This is a genomic window from Frigoribacterium sp. Leaf172 (genome assembly GCF_001424285.1).
In the GTDB taxonomy this organism is placed as follows: Bacteria; Actinomycetota; Actinomycetes; order Actinomycetales; family Microbacteriaceae; genus Frigoribacterium.
In genome coordinates this window covers 697,523-715,016 of sequence record NZ_LMPB01000001.1, presented here as the reverse complement: position 1 = coordinate 715,016, position 17,494 = coordinate 697,523, and the positions used below count along the sequence as shown (strand labels likewise).

General features: G+C 71.5%; 13 protein-coding genes. 8 read left to right on the top strand and 5 right to left on the bottom strand.

The window, feature by feature from the left end:
* Positions 1–40: 40 nt before the first annotated feature.
* The 4 genes from ASF89_RS03485 to ASF89_RS03470 all read left to right on the top strand — a co-directional run bounded on the left by ASF89_RS03485 (position 41) and on the right by ASF89_RS03470 (position 8,133).
* A complete protein-coding gene (locus ASF89_RS03485; RefSeq protein WP_055812104.1) occupies positions 41–5,569 on the top strand; it encodes a DUF6531 domain-containing protein in 5,529 nt (1,842 codons plus the stop codon).
* 9 nt (positions 5,570–5,578) lie between these two features.
* Complete coding sequence (locus ASF89_RS03480) at positions 5,579–5,980, top strand: hypothetical protein (protein WP_156357415.1); 402 nt, start codon at positions 5,579–5,581, stop codon at positions 5,978–5,980.
* Positions 5,981–6,830: 850 nt separating this feature from the next.
* On the top strand, positions 6,831–7,229 hold the full coding sequence (locus tag ASF89_RS03475; RefSeq protein ID WP_055812098.1) for a hypothetical protein: 399 nt from the start codon (positions 6,831–6,833) through the stop codon (positions 7,227–7,229).
* 103 nt (positions 7,230–7,332) lie between these two features.
* Positions 7,333–8,133 carry a hypothetical protein gene (locus ASF89_RS03470; protein ID WP_055812095.1) on the top strand — a complete coding sequence of 267 codons (801 nt, stop codon included), beginning with the start codon at positions 7,333–7,335 and terminating at the stop codon, positions 8,131–8,133.
* Between the two features lie 18 nt (positions 8,134–8,151).
* On the opposite strand, the gene ASF89_RS03465 is transcribed toward ASF89_RS03470, so the two are convergent.
* Entirely contained in the window at positions 8,152–8,598 is a 447-nt protein-coding gene (locus tag ASF89_RS03465; RefSeq protein ID WP_055812092.1) for a hypothetical protein, read from the bottom strand.
* Between the two features lie 198 nt (positions 8,599–8,796).
* Between ASF89_RS03465 and ASF89_RS03460 the strand changes: the two genes are divergently transcribed.
* Both ASF89_RS03460 and ASF89_RS03455 read left to right on the top strand, forming a co-directional pair.
* Positions 8,797–10,512, top strand: a complete 1,716-nt coding sequence (locus ASF89_RS03460) for an ABC-F family ATP-binding cassette domain-containing protein (protein WP_055812088.1) — start codon at positions 8,797–8,799, stop codon at positions 10,510–10,512.
* Positions 10,509–11,777, top strand: coding sequence for an SGNH/GDSL hydrolase family protein (locus ASF89_RS03455; protein WP_162240681.1), 1,269 nt, complete (start codon positions 10,509–10,511; stop codon positions 11,775–11,777). Before ASF89_RS03460 ends, ASF89_RS03455 begins: the two co-directional genes overlap by 4 nt.
* 22 nt (positions 11,778–11,799) lie before the next feature.
* Here ASF89_RS03455 and ASF89_RS03450 read toward each other — a convergent pair whose 3' ends face one another.
* The 4 genes from ASF89_RS03450 to ASF89_RS03435 all read right to left on the bottom strand — a co-directional run bounded on the left by ASF89_RS03450 (position 11,800) and on the right by ASF89_RS03435 (position 15,417).
* Positions 11,800–12,429, bottom strand: coding sequence for a hypothetical protein (locus ASF89_RS03450; RefSeq protein WP_055812082.1), 630 nt, complete (start codon positions 12,427–12,429; stop codon positions 11,800–11,802).
* A gap of 65 nt (positions 12,430–12,494) precedes the next feature.
* A complete protein-coding gene (locus ASF89_RS03445) occupies positions 12,495–14,000 on the bottom strand; it encodes a cryptochrome/photolyase family protein (protein ID WP_055812078.1) in 1,506 nt (501 codons plus the stop codon).
* Between the two features lie 445 nt (positions 14,001–14,445).
* Positions 14,446–14,886: an OsmC family peroxiredoxin gene (locus ASF89_RS03440; RefSeq protein ID WP_055800139.1), complete on the bottom strand. Its 441-nt coding sequence runs from the start codon at positions 14,884–14,886 to the stop codon at positions 14,446–14,448.
* A gap of 87 nt (positions 14,887–14,973) precedes the next feature.
* On the bottom strand, positions 14,974–15,417 hold the full coding sequence (locus tag ASF89_RS03435; protein ID WP_055800137.1) for a MarR family winged helix-turn-helix transcriptional regulator: 444 nt from the start codon (positions 15,415–15,417) through the stop codon (positions 14,974–14,976).
* A 129-nt stretch (positions 15,418–15,546) separates the two neighbouring features.
* Here ASF89_RS03435 and ASF89_RS03430 point away from each other — a divergent pair, with 129 nt between their 5' ends.
* Both ASF89_RS03430 and ASF89_RS03425 read left to right on the top strand, forming a co-directional pair.
* Positions 15,547–15,744: a hypothetical protein gene (locus ASF89_RS03430; protein ID WP_055800134.1), complete on the top strand. Its 198-nt coding sequence runs from the start codon at positions 15,547–15,549 to the stop codon at positions 15,742–15,744.
* 249 nt (positions 15,745–15,993) lie between these two features.
* Complete coding sequence (locus tag ASF89_RS03425) at positions 15,994–17,385, top strand: MFS transporter (RefSeq protein WP_055812075.1); 1,392 nt, start codon at positions 15,994–15,996, stop codon at positions 17,383–17,385.
* Positions 17,386–17,494 lie beyond the last annotated feature (109 nt).

Here is a 17,494-nt window from a genome sequence, read left to right as displayed (position 1 = left end):
ACAGCAGCATCACAAGAACTCCTGAGGGGGAGGAAGTCTCATGGCAGATCCTGGTGGAAACGAGCCCGTACCGTTCGACGACGGCACGGCCGATGCGCTCATCACCGCGTTCAACGACGCGGCGTCCGACATCGAGGGGCAGAGCGGGTCTCGCTCGTCGCTCGTCACGACCGCGTCTCAGGAGTTCCGCGGGCTCTTCTCCGAGCTCTTCACCGCGAACGCGGCGACGGCGGCGGCGGGCGCCAGCGCCCTCGCCACGAGCTTCCGGGCGATCGCCGACTTCGCGGGCGAGCTGAAGGAGGCGGCCGAGCAGGAGAACGACCGCCGCCGCAAGGCACGCGAGTGGAAGCAGCGTCAGGACGACCGCAACTGGCTCGAAGAGCGGCGCGACGACCTCTTCGGTGGCGAGGAGATGCCCCGCGAGCAGCCCGAACCGGCACCCCGGCTCGAGCCGCAGGACGCCAACGTCGGAACGCGCGAGACGCCCGCCCCCGGTTCGGGCGGCGGCGGTGGCGGGACCTCGTCGGCGAGGCCCGACGACCTGCGCTCTTTCGCGACGGGCAGCGCCGCCCTCGACGGCGAGCTGACCGGCCGCCCCTCCACGCTCTCGGGCAAGCTCGCCGACTTCGCGTCCGACTGCCAGTGGGGCGTGATCCAGGCCGACGGCGTCGTCGCGAGCTTCACGACCTGGCTGAACGCCAACGCCACCGACGTCGCGTGGGCGAACACGGTCGCCGCCGCCTTCGAGGCCGCCGGCGGCTCCGGGGTCGTCTCGACCGTCGCCGACTCCGCGCTCGCCTCCGCGCTCCAGGCCGCCGGGGTCCAGGGTCAGCGCGACGACCTCGTCGTCCCTCCGGCGCAGGGCTGGGGGTCGCCGCCCACGACCGGCTTCACGATGGACCCGGTCAACACCACCACCGGCAACTTCCTCGAGACCGAGGTCGATCTCGCCTTCGCGGGTGCCGCCTCCTCGTTGCGGGTCTCGCGCACCTACAACTCGCTCGACGACCACGTCGGCCCGTTCGGCCCGGGCTGGGGCTCCGTGCTCGAGCTCGGTCTCGCCCTCGACGACGAGGGCGCCGCCTTCACGATGGACGACGGCCGCGTCGTCACGTTCCCCCGGCTCGGCAGCTCGTGGGATCGCGCCGTCGGCGAGAACTTCTGGCTCGCGGCCGAGGTCGCCTCGACCCTGCCCGGCCTCGGAGACACGGGCGCCGAGACCCTCCTCGTGGTGCGCGACAACACCGGCGGCTGGTGGGCCTTCTCGCCCGCGGGCGTCTGGCTGGCCAGCGGAGCAGGCGCGGGCACGGTCGTCCGCGTCACCCGCGCCCCCGACGGACTCCCGTCGCGCCTGACCCACGCGCGCGGCCGCACGATCGACATCGACTACGTCGACGGTCGGGTCGCGACCCTCGCCGCCTCCGACGGTCGCCGGGTCGAGTACTCGTACGACTCGGCCGGCCGCCTGACCGGCGCCGCGAACGAGGTGGGCACGCGACGGTACGACTGGAACGACGCGGGTCTCGTCGAGAGGGTGACCAGCGCCTCCGGCGTGGTCGAGGCCCTCAACACGTACGACGAGCAGGGGCGTGTGACGCTGCAGGTGTCGCCGCACGGCCGCACGGTGCGTTTCGCGTATCTGCCGGGTCGGGTGACGGTCGTCTCCGACGTCGACGGCAGCCGCTCGAACACCTACATCGCCGACTCCCGGGGGCGGCTCGTCGGCGTCGTCGACTCCGACGACCGGCGCCAGTCGATGAGCTACGACCCCAGCGGGAACCTCGTCTCGGTCACCGAGCGCGATAGCTCCATCACGGTCAACGGCTTCGACGAGCGCGGGCGCAAGATCCGCACCGTGACCCCGTCGGGCGCCGATCTGACCTACGGCTACGACGCCCGCGACCGCGTCACCACCGTCGTGACCGAGTCGGGCGCCGTCGTCGAGTACGAGTACGCCGACGACGCCGAGCGCAACCCGTCGGCGCTGGTCGACCCCGAGGGCGGCCGCACGCTGATGCGCTGGCGTGACGGACTGCTCGAGAGCGTCGTCGATCCGACCGGCGTCGTCGTCCGCTGCCACTACGACGAGTTCGGCGACCTGGTCGCCACGGAGAACGCGGTCGGCGACGTCGCGCGCATCGAGCGCGACCACGCCGGTCGGCCGTCGGCGGCGGTCAGCCCGTCGGGAGCTCGCACGACCTACACCTACGACGCCGCGGGGCTGCTGGTCTCGCGTCGCGACGCCGACGGCGCCGTCTGGCGCTTCGAGCACGGCGCGGGTGCCCGGGTGACGGCGATCGTCGATCCGCTGGGCGCCCGCACCGAGTTCGGCTACGGCCCGCACGGCGACCTCGAGACCACGACCGATCCGCTCGGTCGCGTCGTGTCGCGTCGCTTCGACGACCAGGGCGACGTCTCGGCCCTCGAGCTGCCCGACGGCTCGTCGTGGGCGTTCGCGCACGACGGTCTCTCGCGCCTCCGGACCATCACCGACCCCGCGGGTCACGACTGGACCCGCGAGTACGACGTCACCGGTGCGCTCACCGCGACCGTCGACCCGACGGGTGTCCGGCAGGAGGCGCGGGTCGACCGCGCAGACGGCACCGGCACCCTGCGTGATGCGTTCGGCACCACGACCCTCCGTTTCGACGAGTTCGGCCGCCCGGTGGCGACCGAGGCCGCCGACGGCTCGGCGGAGCTGACGACGTACGACCGCTGCGGCCGGCCGGTCGAGCTGGTCGACGGCGAGGGCGGTCTGACGCGCCTCGAGCGCGACGCCGGCGGGCGCGTGATCGCGGTCGTCAGCCCCTCGGGAGCCCGGACGACCTACGAGTACGACTCGTGTGGCCGCGCCTCGGCGAGCATCGACCCCCTCGGCGCCCGCACCACTCTGACCTACGACGCCGACTCGCGGGTCGTCGCGCGCACGCTGCCGACCGGCGACGTCGAGCGCGTCCGGTACGACGCCGTGGGGCGTGTGGTCGGCAGGTCGACCCCGGGTCACGGACAGGCGCGGTTCGACTACGACGCAGCCGGGCGCCTCATCGGCACCCAGGACACCCGCTACGGTCGCCGTCGCTTCCGCTACGACGCGGCCGGTCAGCTGATCGAGGCGATCAACGGTCTCGGCGGCGTGACCCGCTTCGAGTACGACGTGCGCGGACGCGTCGTCTCCATCACCGACCCGCTCGGCCGCGAGACACGGCGCGAGTACGACGCCGCCGACCGCATCGTCGCCGTCACGGACCCCCTGGGCCGGGCGACGACCGCCGCGTACGACGCTGCGGGCCGCCAGGTCTCGCAGCAGGACCCCACCGGCACGACCACCACGTGGACCCACGACGCTGCAGGGAACCCCTCGGGCATGAGCGTCGACGGACGACTGCAGTCGTCGTTCAGCCGGGACGCGTTCTCGCGGACGATCGTGGTGACCGATCACACGCGCTCCGACGGGGTCGACGTCGAGCACGAGCTGACCTTCGACCGGCGGGGGCTCCTCATCCGCCGTGCCCGCGGCAGCGAGGCGGTCTCGTGGGAGTACGACGCCGACGGCCGACGCACCGCGCGCATCGATCCCGATGGCAGCCGTCTCGACTATCGGCGTGACGCCGCGGGTCGCGTGGTCTCCGTCGTCCGCGACGGACAGGACGGCGCGCACGTCTCGTACGACGCCGCTGGTCGGGTCGTCGAGGCCACGACCGATGGCGACCTCCAGACCTGGGACTACGCGGAGGGGCATCTCTCCCGACACACGAGCACGAATTCCGAGGGCTCGTCGACGACTCGGATCATCCGCGACGACGACGCCCGCATCGTCGCCCTCGACACCGTCGACGGACGGGTCGACTACGCCTACGACGCCGCCTGCCAGCTCATCGGACTCGAGCGTGACGGCCGCACCTCCACCTGGTCGTACGACGCCGCCGGCCGACTGACGCATGAGCTCGTCGACGGTCGAGTGCGCACCTTCCGGTACGACGCAGCGGGTCAGCTGGTCTCCGAGGAGGCGCGGGTCGGGTCGTCGACGGACGCCCTCGACACGGTCGTGGTCGCCTCCGTCGAGTACGTGCACGACGGCCTCGGTCGTCGGATCCGTCGGATCGACACCGACGGCTCGTTCACCGAGTACGCCTGGAGCGACCTCGGCTGGCCCACGGCGATCACCGTCCGGGACCGCGACGGGGGCGTCGTCTCGCAGACGAGCCTCTGGGTCGATGTGCTCGGCGAGCTCGCCACGATCGACGATGTCGACACCTGGTGGGACACCGCCAGCGCTGTGCCGTCGCTCGTCTCGATCGGTGGTGCACCGGTCGTGACGATGCCCGGTGGCGCGACGACCGTCAGCGGTTCGCCACTGGAGCCGACCTGGCGGGGTGCGCGGGCGACGGATGTCACTGATCCGTGGGAGGCGCTTCGCACCTCTTCGGGGATCCCCGGTCTCGAGCTGCCCGCCGGCGTGGAGCTGTCCGCGTCGGGTGGGCTCGCGGTCGCCGGTCTCGACTGGCTCGGGGCGCGGGTCTACGACCCGTCGACCCGAGGCTTCCTGTCGACCGATCCGCTGGCGCCCGTGCTGGGTGCGGGGTGGGCCGGGAACCCGTACTCGTATGCGGGCAACGACCCGCTGCACGCGCTCGACCCGCTCGGGCTGCGCCCGGCGACGGACGCGGACCTCGACGCCTACGCGAAGGCGAACCAGGGTGCTCTGGCGGATGCGGGCGACTGGTGGGGCGAGAACTGGGAGTACGTCGCCGCCGGTGCTGCGATCGCCGTCGGTGTGGGCCTCATGTTCACCGGTGTCGGTGGACCCGTCGGCATGGCCTTGATCGGCGCGGCATCCGGTGCTCTCATCGGCGGTGGCGTCTCGGTCGTCTCGCAGAAGGCTCAGACAGGAGAAGTCGACTGGGGCAAGGTCGCCACGGACGCGGCCATAGGAGGTGTGCTCGGGGGCGCGGGAGGCGCGGCGGGTGCCTTCGGCAAGGCAGCGATGGCATCTGCTCCCGCGGCTCAGGCCGGACGAGCCGTGGCAGTCAACGTCGCGGCCAACGGCGGCGTCGGCGCGGTCGGCGGTGGCGCCACCTATCTGGCCAGCCACGGCGGGCGGATCGAGAACGGTTGGGACTTCGCGGGTGCGATCGTCGGTGGAGGCGTGTCTGGCTCAGTCGGCGGACTGGCAGGACCGGCAGGTGGCACGATCGCTCGCAATCTGGGCCATACGGCAACCAGTGGTGTGGCGACGGCGAGCACGGTCGTTCTCACCGGCGTGGGGTCGTCTGCGGGTACAGCGGTGCAGAGCATCGTGGCAGGCGAGGACGTGAACCCTCTCGAGGTCGCCGTGAATGGAGTCGTGGGATCTGGGCTCTCAGCCCTGCCACTCGACCGTGTGATTCCCGGCCAACACGGGGTCAATACGCTTGCGCAGATGCCCTACTTCAGCCCGAGGTCGTTGACTGGAGCGCTCAACCTCGGGGCGCACAACACGGCCGGTCTCTTCGGATCCGCTGTCGGCGGTACGGTCGTGGGAGGCGGGGTGGATGTGTTCCGCGACAGTGTCGGCTTGACCGTCGACTAGAGAACGGTGATGACGATGGCGGCATCAAGACAGTCGAAGCGACCGATCAACGCGGTGGCGGCCGTGTTGGCCGTCGTAGGCCTTGTGCTCGGAGTGTGGGTCAGCACAGCGGTCGCGGGCGCAGGCGTGCTCGCAACCGTCATCACGTTGGTCGCCGGCCTCGTTTACGGCCTGCTCCTCTTCGGCTTCCCGCCCCGGAACAGAGCGATCGGCCTCGGTCTACTCGTACTCGTTCCGGTGGTTCTGATCGTCATCGTCGCGAACCAGGACATCATCGGATCCGTCCAGTACGCCTGGATCTTCGGCTTCATAGCCGGGGGCATCGTAGGCGGGTACGCATGGCCCTGGTCGCGAGCCAGCGTCGCGAAGAAAGTCGTTCGAGGCAAGAACTCGCCCCTCGATCCCCGATAAACGTCAGCCTCCGAGGGTCGTATTCGACCGGGGTCTTCGACCTATGGAGATTCTGAGCCGTGAAAAATGAGTGATGATCTCGGTCAGCAACAATCACGAGGCCGACTGACTTTTGCCTGCGCCATGTGTCTCGCTGGTATCGTGCTGGTCTTCATGGTCGGGGGTTTCAGGACTTTTTCTGTCTTAGCCATTGTCGTCGGGGCGCTATTCGCAGGAGTCGTCTTCAGCTCGCTCATTTTTACACTGCTGAAGATGAAATGGGCTTATCCCGTCATGTTACTCGGCCTACTCAGCATCTTGAGTCTTATGAATTGGCTCCCTGGACCCTGGGCAACCGGTCAGATAGCTTGGCTTTTCGGAACCCTGGCTGGCACTGTTTTCGGCTCGCACCTGAGATATCTAATCATGGTCGATAGGCGTCGATCCTCGTAGTCAGTGGTTCGTTATCCTGACGTAGCGGCAACTCTGTCGGTAGGCACCTTCGCCGTCGACGGCCTGTTGAACGAGACATGGTCTAGCGCATCGATTCGATCACGACGAATAGTCGCACGAGATGGCCATCACAAAAACTAAGCAACGCGCTCACACCGTACAAAGACGCAATAAGAGGATTGCTGTTGCGATCTCGTCGATCCTCGAGAACTCTGATGATTCGCATCCACTAGAGAAGTCCTGCGAAGTCAATTGAGCTATACCTGAGACTTCACCGACGTGTCTCGTACGGGAATCACTGATGTTCTCGTTCGGGAACAAGAGGCGCGCCCCTGGGATAATCTTGTACTCATTGCAGCCAAGCAAGGACAGTAACGCGCCCGACAAAATTCCCAAGATGAAAACAGGAGATCATTCCGTGGACGACGACTGCGCCCGTGACGACGGAGCAGCCTTCGAGGCGACGAAGCCGCTCGGCGGCAGGACCGCCGTCGTCCTGCGGCGTCTCCTCGCCGCAGGAGTACTGGTCGATCTGGTCGTCGCTGGCTTCGTCCTCACTCAGGTACCCCTCGACACGACGATCTCCTATACGCGGGTCTCCAACGAGTGGCAGATCCCGATCTTCGCGCTGTTCGCCGCCCCCGCTCTGCTCCTGACACTGTGGTGGCAGACCAGGAAGGCTGAGGATCAGCCGCTGCCCTCCGAGGAACGCGTCTTCCTCATCGCGATCTTCGTGCCGTTCCTGGCCTTCTTCGTGGGTGCCCAGTTCTTCATGGCTCGGGACTACCTCATCTCCGGGGGCGCTCTCGTATCGTGACCGACGGCCGCCGCCTCTCGGCCGTCTCCTGATGCGGTCGCCGACAGACCGGTTCGTGCCAGGATGTCCACCGAGCAGCCGATCGTCGGCACAGGGGGACTCCATGAGCACAGACCGCACCGCCGCACCCACCGAGACGAAGCCCCGCCGGCTGTCGTCGACCAGTGCGGTCGCGATGCCGTCCTCGACACGTCGCATCCTCGCGCCGGCGGCCTTCGTGCTGGGTCTCGCCGCTCCCCTGCTCGCGGGGGCGAACACGGGTCTCGCGATCAGCCTCAGCCTCGTGGTGATGGTCGCCTCGCTCCTCCTCGGCGCTCTTCGCGACCGCGTTCGCGCCACGATCATGCCGATCACGCTGACGGCCGTCGCCAGCGTCTCGATGATCTCGTCGGGCGCCCCGAACATCTGGATCGTCCTCGCCTTCGCCAGCGCGGCTTTCTTCGGCCACACCTTCGGCACCGCCATCAGAGCCCGTAAGGAGGCGCGCGAGGATGTCATCCTGCCCACCGACCCCGCGAGCGTGCCCGGTCGCACCGTGCTGCTGTGGCGCATGGGGCGTGAGCAGTTCGAAGTGCTCGACCCCTCCGAGAAGCGTCTCCGCACCGTCATCAAGGGGCCGAAGGGCAACATCCCCACCAGCATCGAGCTGCGCCGCGGCACCGCGGGTCTCGACATCCTCCGACCGGGCGACGTCCCCATCGCGGTGCTCCACGCCGGGGACGTCGGCACCGGCCCCTGGTACGAGATCGTCGACCCGATCGTCGCCCCCGGGCCCGGTCAGCCGATCCCGGCCAACCCCTCCACCGCCGTGCTGCTCGATCGCACCACCGAGGCCGCCGTCCACTTCAGCCGCACCGGCGAACCGTCTCCCTCGGCCCCCTGGGCTCCGAGCACCCGCCGCTGAGAGCGACGTACCCGGCGGTCACGACGGCAGTGCCGCGACCCACGCCCTGAACGACGCCAGCTCGGCGTCGCGCAGCACGACGGTGGGCGGCGCTTCGACGGCTGCGGCCAGGAAGGCCAGCCCACCCGGCGCCTCGCCCTCCAGCATGTCTCCCACAGCCGTCCCGGACTTCTTCGGCCACGCCTGCGTCCACACCGCGTAGATCGTCGGCCCGTGGGTCGTCTCGAGAACGACCGTCTCGTCGTCCAGGAAGCGATGCACCTCGTCGAGCCTCACCGCGGCGCGCCCCTCGGGCACCGTGAACACCACCCCCGGCACGCTCGGCCGCCGCTTCGACGGCATCGCCAGCGCGGCCGCCTCGACCGTCGCCCCGCCCCCCGCCCACGGGGCCACCGGAATGCGCGGCCACGGCTCGACGAGCACCGCTCGCTCGTCGTCGTCACGCTTGCGGAACAGTCCGAACACGTCATCCCCCTGACTCGAGGCGCCGCCACCCGGCTCTCGCGTGCCCCGACGCTACCAAGCCGAGGAGGCGCGGCCCACGTCCCCGCGCCTCCTGCGTCCAGGTGACGCGAACGGGTACCCGACCGGCCGGGACCGCCCGGGAAGCGTCACGTCGACGGCCCCACCCGCGCACCCCGGCCGGTACGCGAGAATGGCCCGATGAGCGCTTCACTCGTGGCCAAGGGCCTGGCCGGCGGCCACGGCCACCGCACCCTGTTCGACGACCTCGACCTCACGGTCGCACCGGGAGACGTCGTGGGCGTGGTGGGCGTGAACGGGGCCGGCAAGTCGACTCTGCTGCGCCTCCTCGCCGGCGTCGACGAGCCGCAGGGCGGCACCATCACCCTCAACCCGGGCGACGCCTTCGTCGGCTGGCTCCCGCAGGAGCATGAGCGCCTCCCCGGCGAGACCGTCGCGCAGTACATCGGGCGCCGCACCGGCAGCACGCAGGCCACCGCCGAGATGGACGCCGCGGCGGCCGCCCTCGGCGACCCCGACCCCGCCCCGCGCGCCGACGGCCTCGACCCGTCCGACGTCTACTCGACCGCGCTCGACCGCTGGCTCGCGAGCGGCGCCGCCGACCTCGACGAGCGCCTCCCCGCCGTGCTCGCCGACCTCGGTCTCGAGACCGCGAGCGCGACGTCGTCCGCCGACCCCGGCACGGCCACCGTCGGCCCCGACACCCTGATGACGGCCCTCAGCGGAGGCCAGGCCGCCCGCGTCGGTCTCGCCGCCCTGCTGCTCAGCCGCTTCGACATCGCCCTGCTCGACGAGCCCACGAACGACCTCGACCTCGACGGCCTCGAACGACTCGAGCGCTTCGTGCAGGGCCAGCGCGGCGGGGTCGTGCTCGTCAGCCACGACCGCGAGTTCCTCGCCCGCTGCGTCACGAAGGTGCTCGAGCTCGATCTCGCCCAGGCGTCGAACCGGGTCTTCGGCGGCGGCTACGACTCGTACCTCGACGAACGCGAGACCGCCCGGCGTCACGCCCGCGAGGCCTACGACGAGTTCGCCGACAAGAAGGCCGACCTCGTCGGCCGGGCCCGGGTGCAGCGCGAGTGGTCGAGCCAGGGCGTCCGCAACGCGATGAAGAAGTCGCCCGACAACGACAAGATCCGCCGCAAGGCCGCCACCGAGTCGAGCGAGAAGCAGGGCCAGAAGGTCCGCCAGATGGAGAGCCGCATCGCCCGCCTCGAGGAGGTCGACGAACCCCGCAAGGAGTGGCAGCTCGAGTTCACGATCGGCGAGGCACCGCGGTCGAGCGCCGTCGTCTCGACCCTCAGCGGCGCCGTGTTCCGCCAGGGCGACCCCGAAACGGGCGAGTTCGTGCTCGGACCGGTCTCGCTGCAGGTCGACGGCGGCGACCGCATCGGCATCACCGGCCCGAACGGCGCCGGCAAGTCGACGCTGCTGCGCGGTCTCCTCGGGCGACAGGAGCCGACCGAAGGAGGCGCGAGTCGCGGAGCCAGCATCGCCGTCGGCGAGATCGACCAGGCGCGGGCACTGCTCGCGGGCACCGTCCCGCTGTCGGAGGCCTTCGAGGGGCTCGTCCCCGACTGGCCCCAGTCGGAGGTCCGCACCCTGCTCGCGAAGTTCGGCCTCAAGGCCGACCACGTCTCGCGCCCCGTCGACGAGCTCTCGCCCGGCGAGCGCACTCGCGCCGGCCTCGCCCTGCTGCAGGCCCGCGGAGTCAATGTGCTCGTGCTCGACGAGCCCACGAACCACCTCGACCTCGCCGCCATCGAGCAGCTCGAGCAGGCGCTCGAGTCGTACGACGGCACCCTGCTGCTCGTCACCCACGACCGCCGCATGCTCGAGAGCGTGCGACTCGACCGGCACTGGCGCGTCGAGAACGGGACGGTGACGGAGCTGTGACCCGCGCCTCCTCGGCCGCATCGCCGACGACTCCCCCGGCGTCGCGACGGGCAGCATCCCGTCCGGCGTCGCGACCGGGCCGCCGCCGCGGCGTGCGCGCTCTCGCGGTCGTCGCCGTGGCCGCCGCGACCGCGCTCGTCGCCGGGTGCAGCGGCGAGCCGACGCCCGCGCCGACCCCGTCGGCCGACCCGTGGGCCGCATGGGACGCCGCCCTCGCCGAGACCGACACCGCCTCGGCCCGCTGGCTGGCCCTCGGCGATTCGCTGACCGAGGGCCAGGGCGCGTCGTCCGTCGAGAACCGCTGGATCGATCTCACCCGCGACGCCCTGCAGCAGCGCTACGCGGTCGACGGCGTCACCGGCGGCGTGGGGTACCGCCCGGGCGTCTACGCCGTCTACGGGCCGGACTCGACCTGGGCCGCCTGGCAGACCGATCAGACCGCCGTCACGCCCGACTACACGACGCCGAGCCTCGGCTACCGCAGCGTCGACCTCGAACCGGGCTCGAGCGTCACGTACCAGGTGACCGGCAGCGATCTCGACCTCTGGTGGTCGCCGGGCGGCGGGCCGTTCCGGTACCTGGTCGACGGGGTCGAGGGCGCACCGGTCGACACGAGCGCCGCGGGCGCGAGCGACGCCGAGGGAGGCGCGGGTCCGGTCGCGGGGGCCGGCGTCACCACCGTGAGCGGTCTCGAGAGCGCCGTGCACACCGTCACGGTCTTCGTCGATCCCGACGCGCCCGCGGGCTTCGTGCTCGAGGGCATCACGGCGTTCGACGGCGACCGCGACCGCGGCGTCACCCTGTTCGACTCGGCCCACACCGGCGCGACGGTCGCCGACTTCACGGCCGACCTCGACGGTTTCCTGTCGAAGGTCGCGGCCGCGCAGCCCGACCTCGTCACCATCACCCTCGGCGCCAACGACGCGGCGGACATCGGACCGGCCGAGCTCGAGACCGGCTACCGGGGTCTCGTCGACGGGATCAAGGCACTGGACGACCCGCCGACCGTCGTGCTCGTCGACGAGTTCAGCTCGGACCTCGGCGGGCTCTTCGCCCGACAGGGGGCGAGCGCCGACTACCAGGCGGCCGTCGCGTCGGTCGCCGAGCAGACCGGCTCGGTGCTGCTGCCGCTCGGTGACGCCCTGCTCGCCGACGCCGCGGTCGACGGCGAGCTCTCGTCGCTGCTGTCCGCCGACGGCGTCCACCCGAACGACGACGGGGCGCGGGTCGTCGCCGACCGGATGATCGAGCTGCTCGGCCGCTGAGGCTCTGCGGCCCGTCGGGCCCCTACTTCAGCAGCAGCAGGGTGGCGTCGAGCGCCTCCGTCGGAGAGAGCGGCGCCGCGTCGCCGGCACCGGTCGCCGAGAGGGCGAACAGGCCGGACGGCGTGATGACGGTCGCGCCCGAGAGGGTGACGCCCTCCTGAGCGGCCTCGAGCTCGAAGGCCCGCCCGCCGAAATCGCCGATGCGGGCGTCGTCGACCTCGGTGACGCCCTCCTGCCCGGCGATCTGGTCGCTCTGGGAGGTGATGGTCGCCTCGTCGAGCTCCTGCTTCTGGGCGACGGCGACGATGGCCTGCGCGTTCGGGTCGATCTCGCCCGTGGCGTTGGCCGCGCTGTTGGCCCAGGAGCACTGCAGCTGGCCTTCGGTCTCGGTGCTCTCGTCCTGCAGGTCGAGGCCCTCGATGATCGAGCCGAGCGCCTCACCCGCGTCGGCGCAGGTCGTCACGGCGAGCTCGCCCGTGAGGTCGGCGCTCTCGGGCGCGGCCGAGCTCTCGCTCGCCGAGCTGCTCGGGTCGCTCGACTCGGAGCTCGAGTCGTCGGAGCCGGTGCAGCCCGCGAGGAGCAGCGTGAGCGCGACGGCGCCCGAGGTCAGGACCGTCATCGCGGTCTTCGTGGTCGTGGTGGTGGTGCGCATCGAGGTCCCCCTGCAACGGCCGCCGACTCGCTGCGCGACGGACCCCGCCAGCCTAACCGCGCCTCCTACCAGTGCGTCCGCTCGCGCTCCTGCTGCACGACGGCCTCCCGGTCGGCGAGACCGGCCAGCCCCGACAGCGCCTGGCGCATGCGCGGGTTGCCCATCAGCACCGGCCCCGTACGGTCGAGGAACGCCCAGTACCCCGCCGTCACCGGGCAGGCGTCGGGCCCGAGTCGCTTCTTCGGGTCGAACCGGCAGCCGCCGCAGTGGTCGGTCATGCGGTTGATGTAGGCGCCGCCCGACGCGTACGGCTTGGTCGCCACGATGCCGCCGTCGGCGTGCTGCGACATGCCGACGACGTTCGCGGGCATCACCCAGGGCGTCCCGTCGACGTACATGTCGATGAACCACTGGCTGAGCGCCGACGGCTCGACGCCGCGCTGCAGCGCCCAGTTGCCGAGGATCATCAGCCGCTGGATGTGGTGGCTCCACCCGTGCCGGTGCAGGCCGTCGAGCGTCTCCGACAGGCAGTTCGCCTCGACGACCGCGTCACCGGCGGAATCGGTGGGCGAGCCGGTCGACGGGTCGCGCCCCAGGGTCGCGAAGACCCCGGGCAGCGGCTCGGTCGCCCCGAGCGCGTTGTTCGACGTCGCGTAGTCCTCGCCGAGCCGCCAGTAGAGATGCCACATGTAGTCGCGCCACCCCATGACCTGCCGCACGAACCCCTCCACGCTGCGGATCGGGGCGTCGCCGGCGGTGTACGCCGCCGCGACGGTGTCGATCACGTCGCGCGGGTCGAGCAGCCCGAGGTTCATCGGGGCGCTGATCAGCGAGTGCGCCATCGTCCAGTCGCCGCCGAGCGTGGCGTCCTCGAAGGGGCCGAAGTCGGGCAGGCGCACCTCGACGAACTCGGCGAGCGCCGCCTCGGCCTCGGCGGCGGTGGCGGCGAACCGGCGCGGACCGTCGTCGCCGACCAGGGTGACCACGCCGTCGCGCTCCCAGCGGGCGATGTCGCGCCGCACCTCCTCGTCGATGTCGTCCTCCACGGGCCAGAGAGGCGGGGGGAGACCGAGCGAGGCGGCGCCCTTCGGGGGCTTCTCGCGGTTGTCGTGATCGTGGTTCCAGCGGCCGCCGGCGGGCTCCTGCCCCTCCATCAGCACGCCGGTCCGCTGCCGGACGACCCGGTAGAAGTCCTCCATCAGCAGCCGCTTGCCGGCACGCGAGTCCGCCCAGGCCGCGAAGTCTCCCTCGCTCGTGACGAAGCCGCGGCTCGGCAGGATCTCGGCGCCGACCCGTCGCACGAGCCGCCGGGCCCGATACGAGGTGGGGTCGATCACCTGCAGGTCGTCACGCCCATCGACGACCTCGGAGTAGTGCTCGACCTGGCGGAAGTCGACCCGGTCACCCAGGTCACGAGCCCGGTGGCGGATCGCCGACAGCAGCAGCTGCAGCTTCGCCCGGTGCAGGGTGCGCCCCCGCCACGACGACCTCGACTCGACGAGCAGCAGGGGGCCGCCGTCGTCGAAGTGCGGGCCGAGTTGGTCGAGGAAGATCCAGCGGGTGCGGTCCATGAGGCGTCGAACGGTACTCGCCGGGGTGTCGCGGCGCGCACGCCGTGGCCGCGTTCGGCGACGCCGGGGCCGCACCCAGGCCGAGGAGGCACGGGCCGGGTACCGTCGACCGCCCCTGACCTCTGGAGATCACCATGGCATCCCTGCTTCGCCGATTCGCCCCCCTGATCATCACGTTCGTCGTGCGCAAGATCATGAACAAGCGCGGCGGCGGCGGCGGCACGACCGGCGGCGGATACTCGCGTCGCTGAGCCGCGGCTCCTCGGGTCGCTGAGCCGCGCCCCCTCGGGTCCGCGAGCCGCGCCTCCTCGGGTCCGCGACCCACGCCTCCTCGGTCCCGCGACCCGCTCACCGCAGACGAGAACCCCCGCGTGAGCGACGAACCCCCGGATGACGGGGTTCGATGCTCACGCGGGGGTTCTGTCGTCTCCGCAGGAGGAGCGGATCAGCTCTCGAACGTCGCGTCGAGCGTGATCTCGACACCGGTGAGGGCCTTGGAGACCGGGCAGGTCGCCTTGGCCTCGTCGGCGGCCTTGAGGAACGCGGCCTCGTCGATGCCGGACACCTCGCCGTTGACGGTGAGGTGGATGCCGGTCAGCTGGAATCCGCCGGCAGGGTCGGCGCCGAGCGAGACGTCGGCCTTGACGTCGAGGGCCTCGACGGTGCCGCCGGCCTGACCGAGCACGGCGCTGAACTGCATGGCGTAGCAGGCCGAGTGAGCGGCGGCGAGCAGCTCCTCCGGGCTGGTCGAGCCGTTGGCGTCCTCAGCGGAGCGCTTCGGGAACGAGACGCCGTAGGTGCCGACCTTCGAGCTGGTCATCTCGACCTGGCCCTCGCCGGTCTCGAGGCTTCCGTTCCAGGCGGTGCGTGCGGTGCGAGTGGGCATGATGCTCCTTCGATCGTTATCGGGTGGGTGTTCGCGGAACTGGTGCTGGTCTGGGGTGGTGCCTGTGGTGCGGCCGTGCGGCCCGCGTCAGGCGACGGCGCGGACGCTGTCGGCCACGTCGCCGAGCTGCGCGGTCAGGGCGCCGAGATCGGCCGCCGACAGGCCGGTGGCCTCGCAGACCCTCTCGGGGATGCTCGCCGCCTGCGCCCGCAGCGCGTCGCCGGCCGGCGTGAGATCGACCTGCACGGCCCGCTCGTCGACAGCGTCACGTCGCCGGGTGACGAGACCCAGGGTCTCGAGACGGCGGAGCAGGGGCGAGAGCGTGCCCGAGTCGAGATGCAGCCGCTCGCCGAGACCCGAGACGCGGGTCTCGCCGTCCTCCCACAGCACGAGCAGCACGAGGTACTGCGGGTACGTGATGCCGAGCGGCTCGAGCAGCTCGCGGTAGCGCGAGGTCAGCGCACGCGACGCGCTGTAGAGCGCGAAGCAGATCTGCTCGTCGAGCAGGGGCGTGCGTGCGGTGTCGGACATGACTCGACCGTAACACGTCGCGTCCAACCTTGTTGGGCGCAACCGAATTCGGCCAGAGGAGCCGAGGAGGCGCGGGCACCCTCCGAGAGCCGCGCACCTCCGCGGGCACCGTCGCGTAGCCTGCACGGCATGAGCACCGACGACCCCACCGGCATGACCGACGACGAGAAGCGCCACGACCAGCTCACCCGGGCCCCGAAGTCGGACGAGGGCGACGCCGCCCCGCGCATCACCACCGAAGACCGGGGTGACGGCGTGACCCGCATCGACGTCGCCGACACCGCCGCCGTCCGCCCCGGCAAGGGCGAGCCCCGCCCCGCCGACTGACCCGCTCTCGCCGCTCCTCTCCTGCGCTGCGCCCGCCGCGCGGACCGCCCCGCCCGCCCCACGCCGTCACGGTCCGTCACCGGCAGCGGCCGGGCCCCTGGCCCATCGGGCGACCCTCGGCTACCATGGGTCTCGGTCGCACGTCACGCGCGGCCCCGGGCGCGCACGACAGCGCGCAGTCGGGATCACCATCCTCCCCGTGTCACACGGGTAGCAGGAACGGCGCCCGCCGACGACCGAGACCTCACCATGACGATCGCCTCCGCGCGTCCTTCGACGCCCACCGCACCTCCTGCCAGATTCCCCCTCGCCGGTCTGCTCGCGCTGGCCGTCGCCACGTTCCTCTCCATCTCGGGCGAGATGCTGCCCACCGGGCTGCTGCCCGAGATGAGCGGCGAGCTCGGCGTCAGCGAGTCGAGCATCGGCCTGCTCGTCAGCGTCTTCGCGTTCACCGTGGTGCTGACCAGCACGACGCTGACGCATCTGACCCGGCGCCTCCCCCGCCATCTGCTGATCGTCGGCCTGATCGTGGTGCTCGCGATCAGCGCGGCGCTCACCGCGATCGCGCCCACCTACGAGCTGGTCGTCGCATCGCGCATCCTCGGCGGCCTGGCCCACGGCACGTTCTGGGCGATCGGCGGCGCCTACGCCGCGCACCTCGTGCCCCGCGAGCAGGTCGGGCGCGCCCTGGCCGTCGCGATGAGCGGCGGCACCCTCGCCTTCGTGCTCGGGGTGCCCCTCGGCACGGCGCTCGGCCAGGCCCTCGGCTGGCGCCCCGCGTTCGGCATCCTCGCCGCGGCGATGGCCCTCGGAGCGGTGCTCGTCTGGCGCCTGCTGCCGCCGGTGCCCGCCGCCGGCCGGACCGCCGAGGAGGCGCGCGCGGCCGACCGCGACGGCACCCGCCCCGCAGACGCCGACACCGGCGGCACCCCCGGCACCGGAACCCGGACCGACGACTCGGCGAGCCACGTCGAGGCCGCGACCACGATGGTCCCCGCGACGGGATCCGTGCCGATCGTGCCGACCCGCGCCTCCTCGGGCGCTCCGCGGCGGGGTGCGCTGCCGAAGCCGTCCGTGCTGGGCGTCGTCTTCAGCTGCGTCATCACCGCGGTGTTCATGGTCGGGCACTACTCGTTCTTCACCTTCATCGCGCCGTACCTCGTGCGCTCGACCGGCATCGCCGAGTCGTCGCTCAGCGCCGCGCTCTTCGCGTTCGGCATCGCCGGAGGCGTCGGTCTCCTGATGGTCGGGTGGTTCCTCGGCAAGCGCCCGCGCATCAGCATCCCGGTCGGCATCGCCGTGGTCGCCGTCTCGGTGTTCGCCATGATGGCGTTCGAGGGCGAGCCGACGCCCGCGCTCATCGCGTTCGTCGTGTGGGGCGTGACGTTCGGGGCGCTGCCGCCGCTGTTCCAGACGCGCATGCTGCAGGTCGCCCCCGCGACGATGCGCGACCTCGCCAGCGCGTTCTACACGACGGGCTTCAACGCCGGCATCGGCGGCGGAGCCCTGATCGGCGCCCTCGTGCTCGACGGCTCGGGTCTCGACGCCCTGCCGGTGCTGTACATCGTGGTCGCGGTCGTCGTGCTCGGGCTCGTGCTCGTCACCGACCGCGTGCTCGCGGTGCGCTCGGCCCGCGCGTAGGCGGCCGCACCGCGCGGGGTCGGCCGCGCCGCGCCGGCTGCCCCGAATGAGGCCGGCCGCACCGCGCGGGGCATCGCCCCCGAAATGGGGCGCGCCCCGAGCCGTCGTC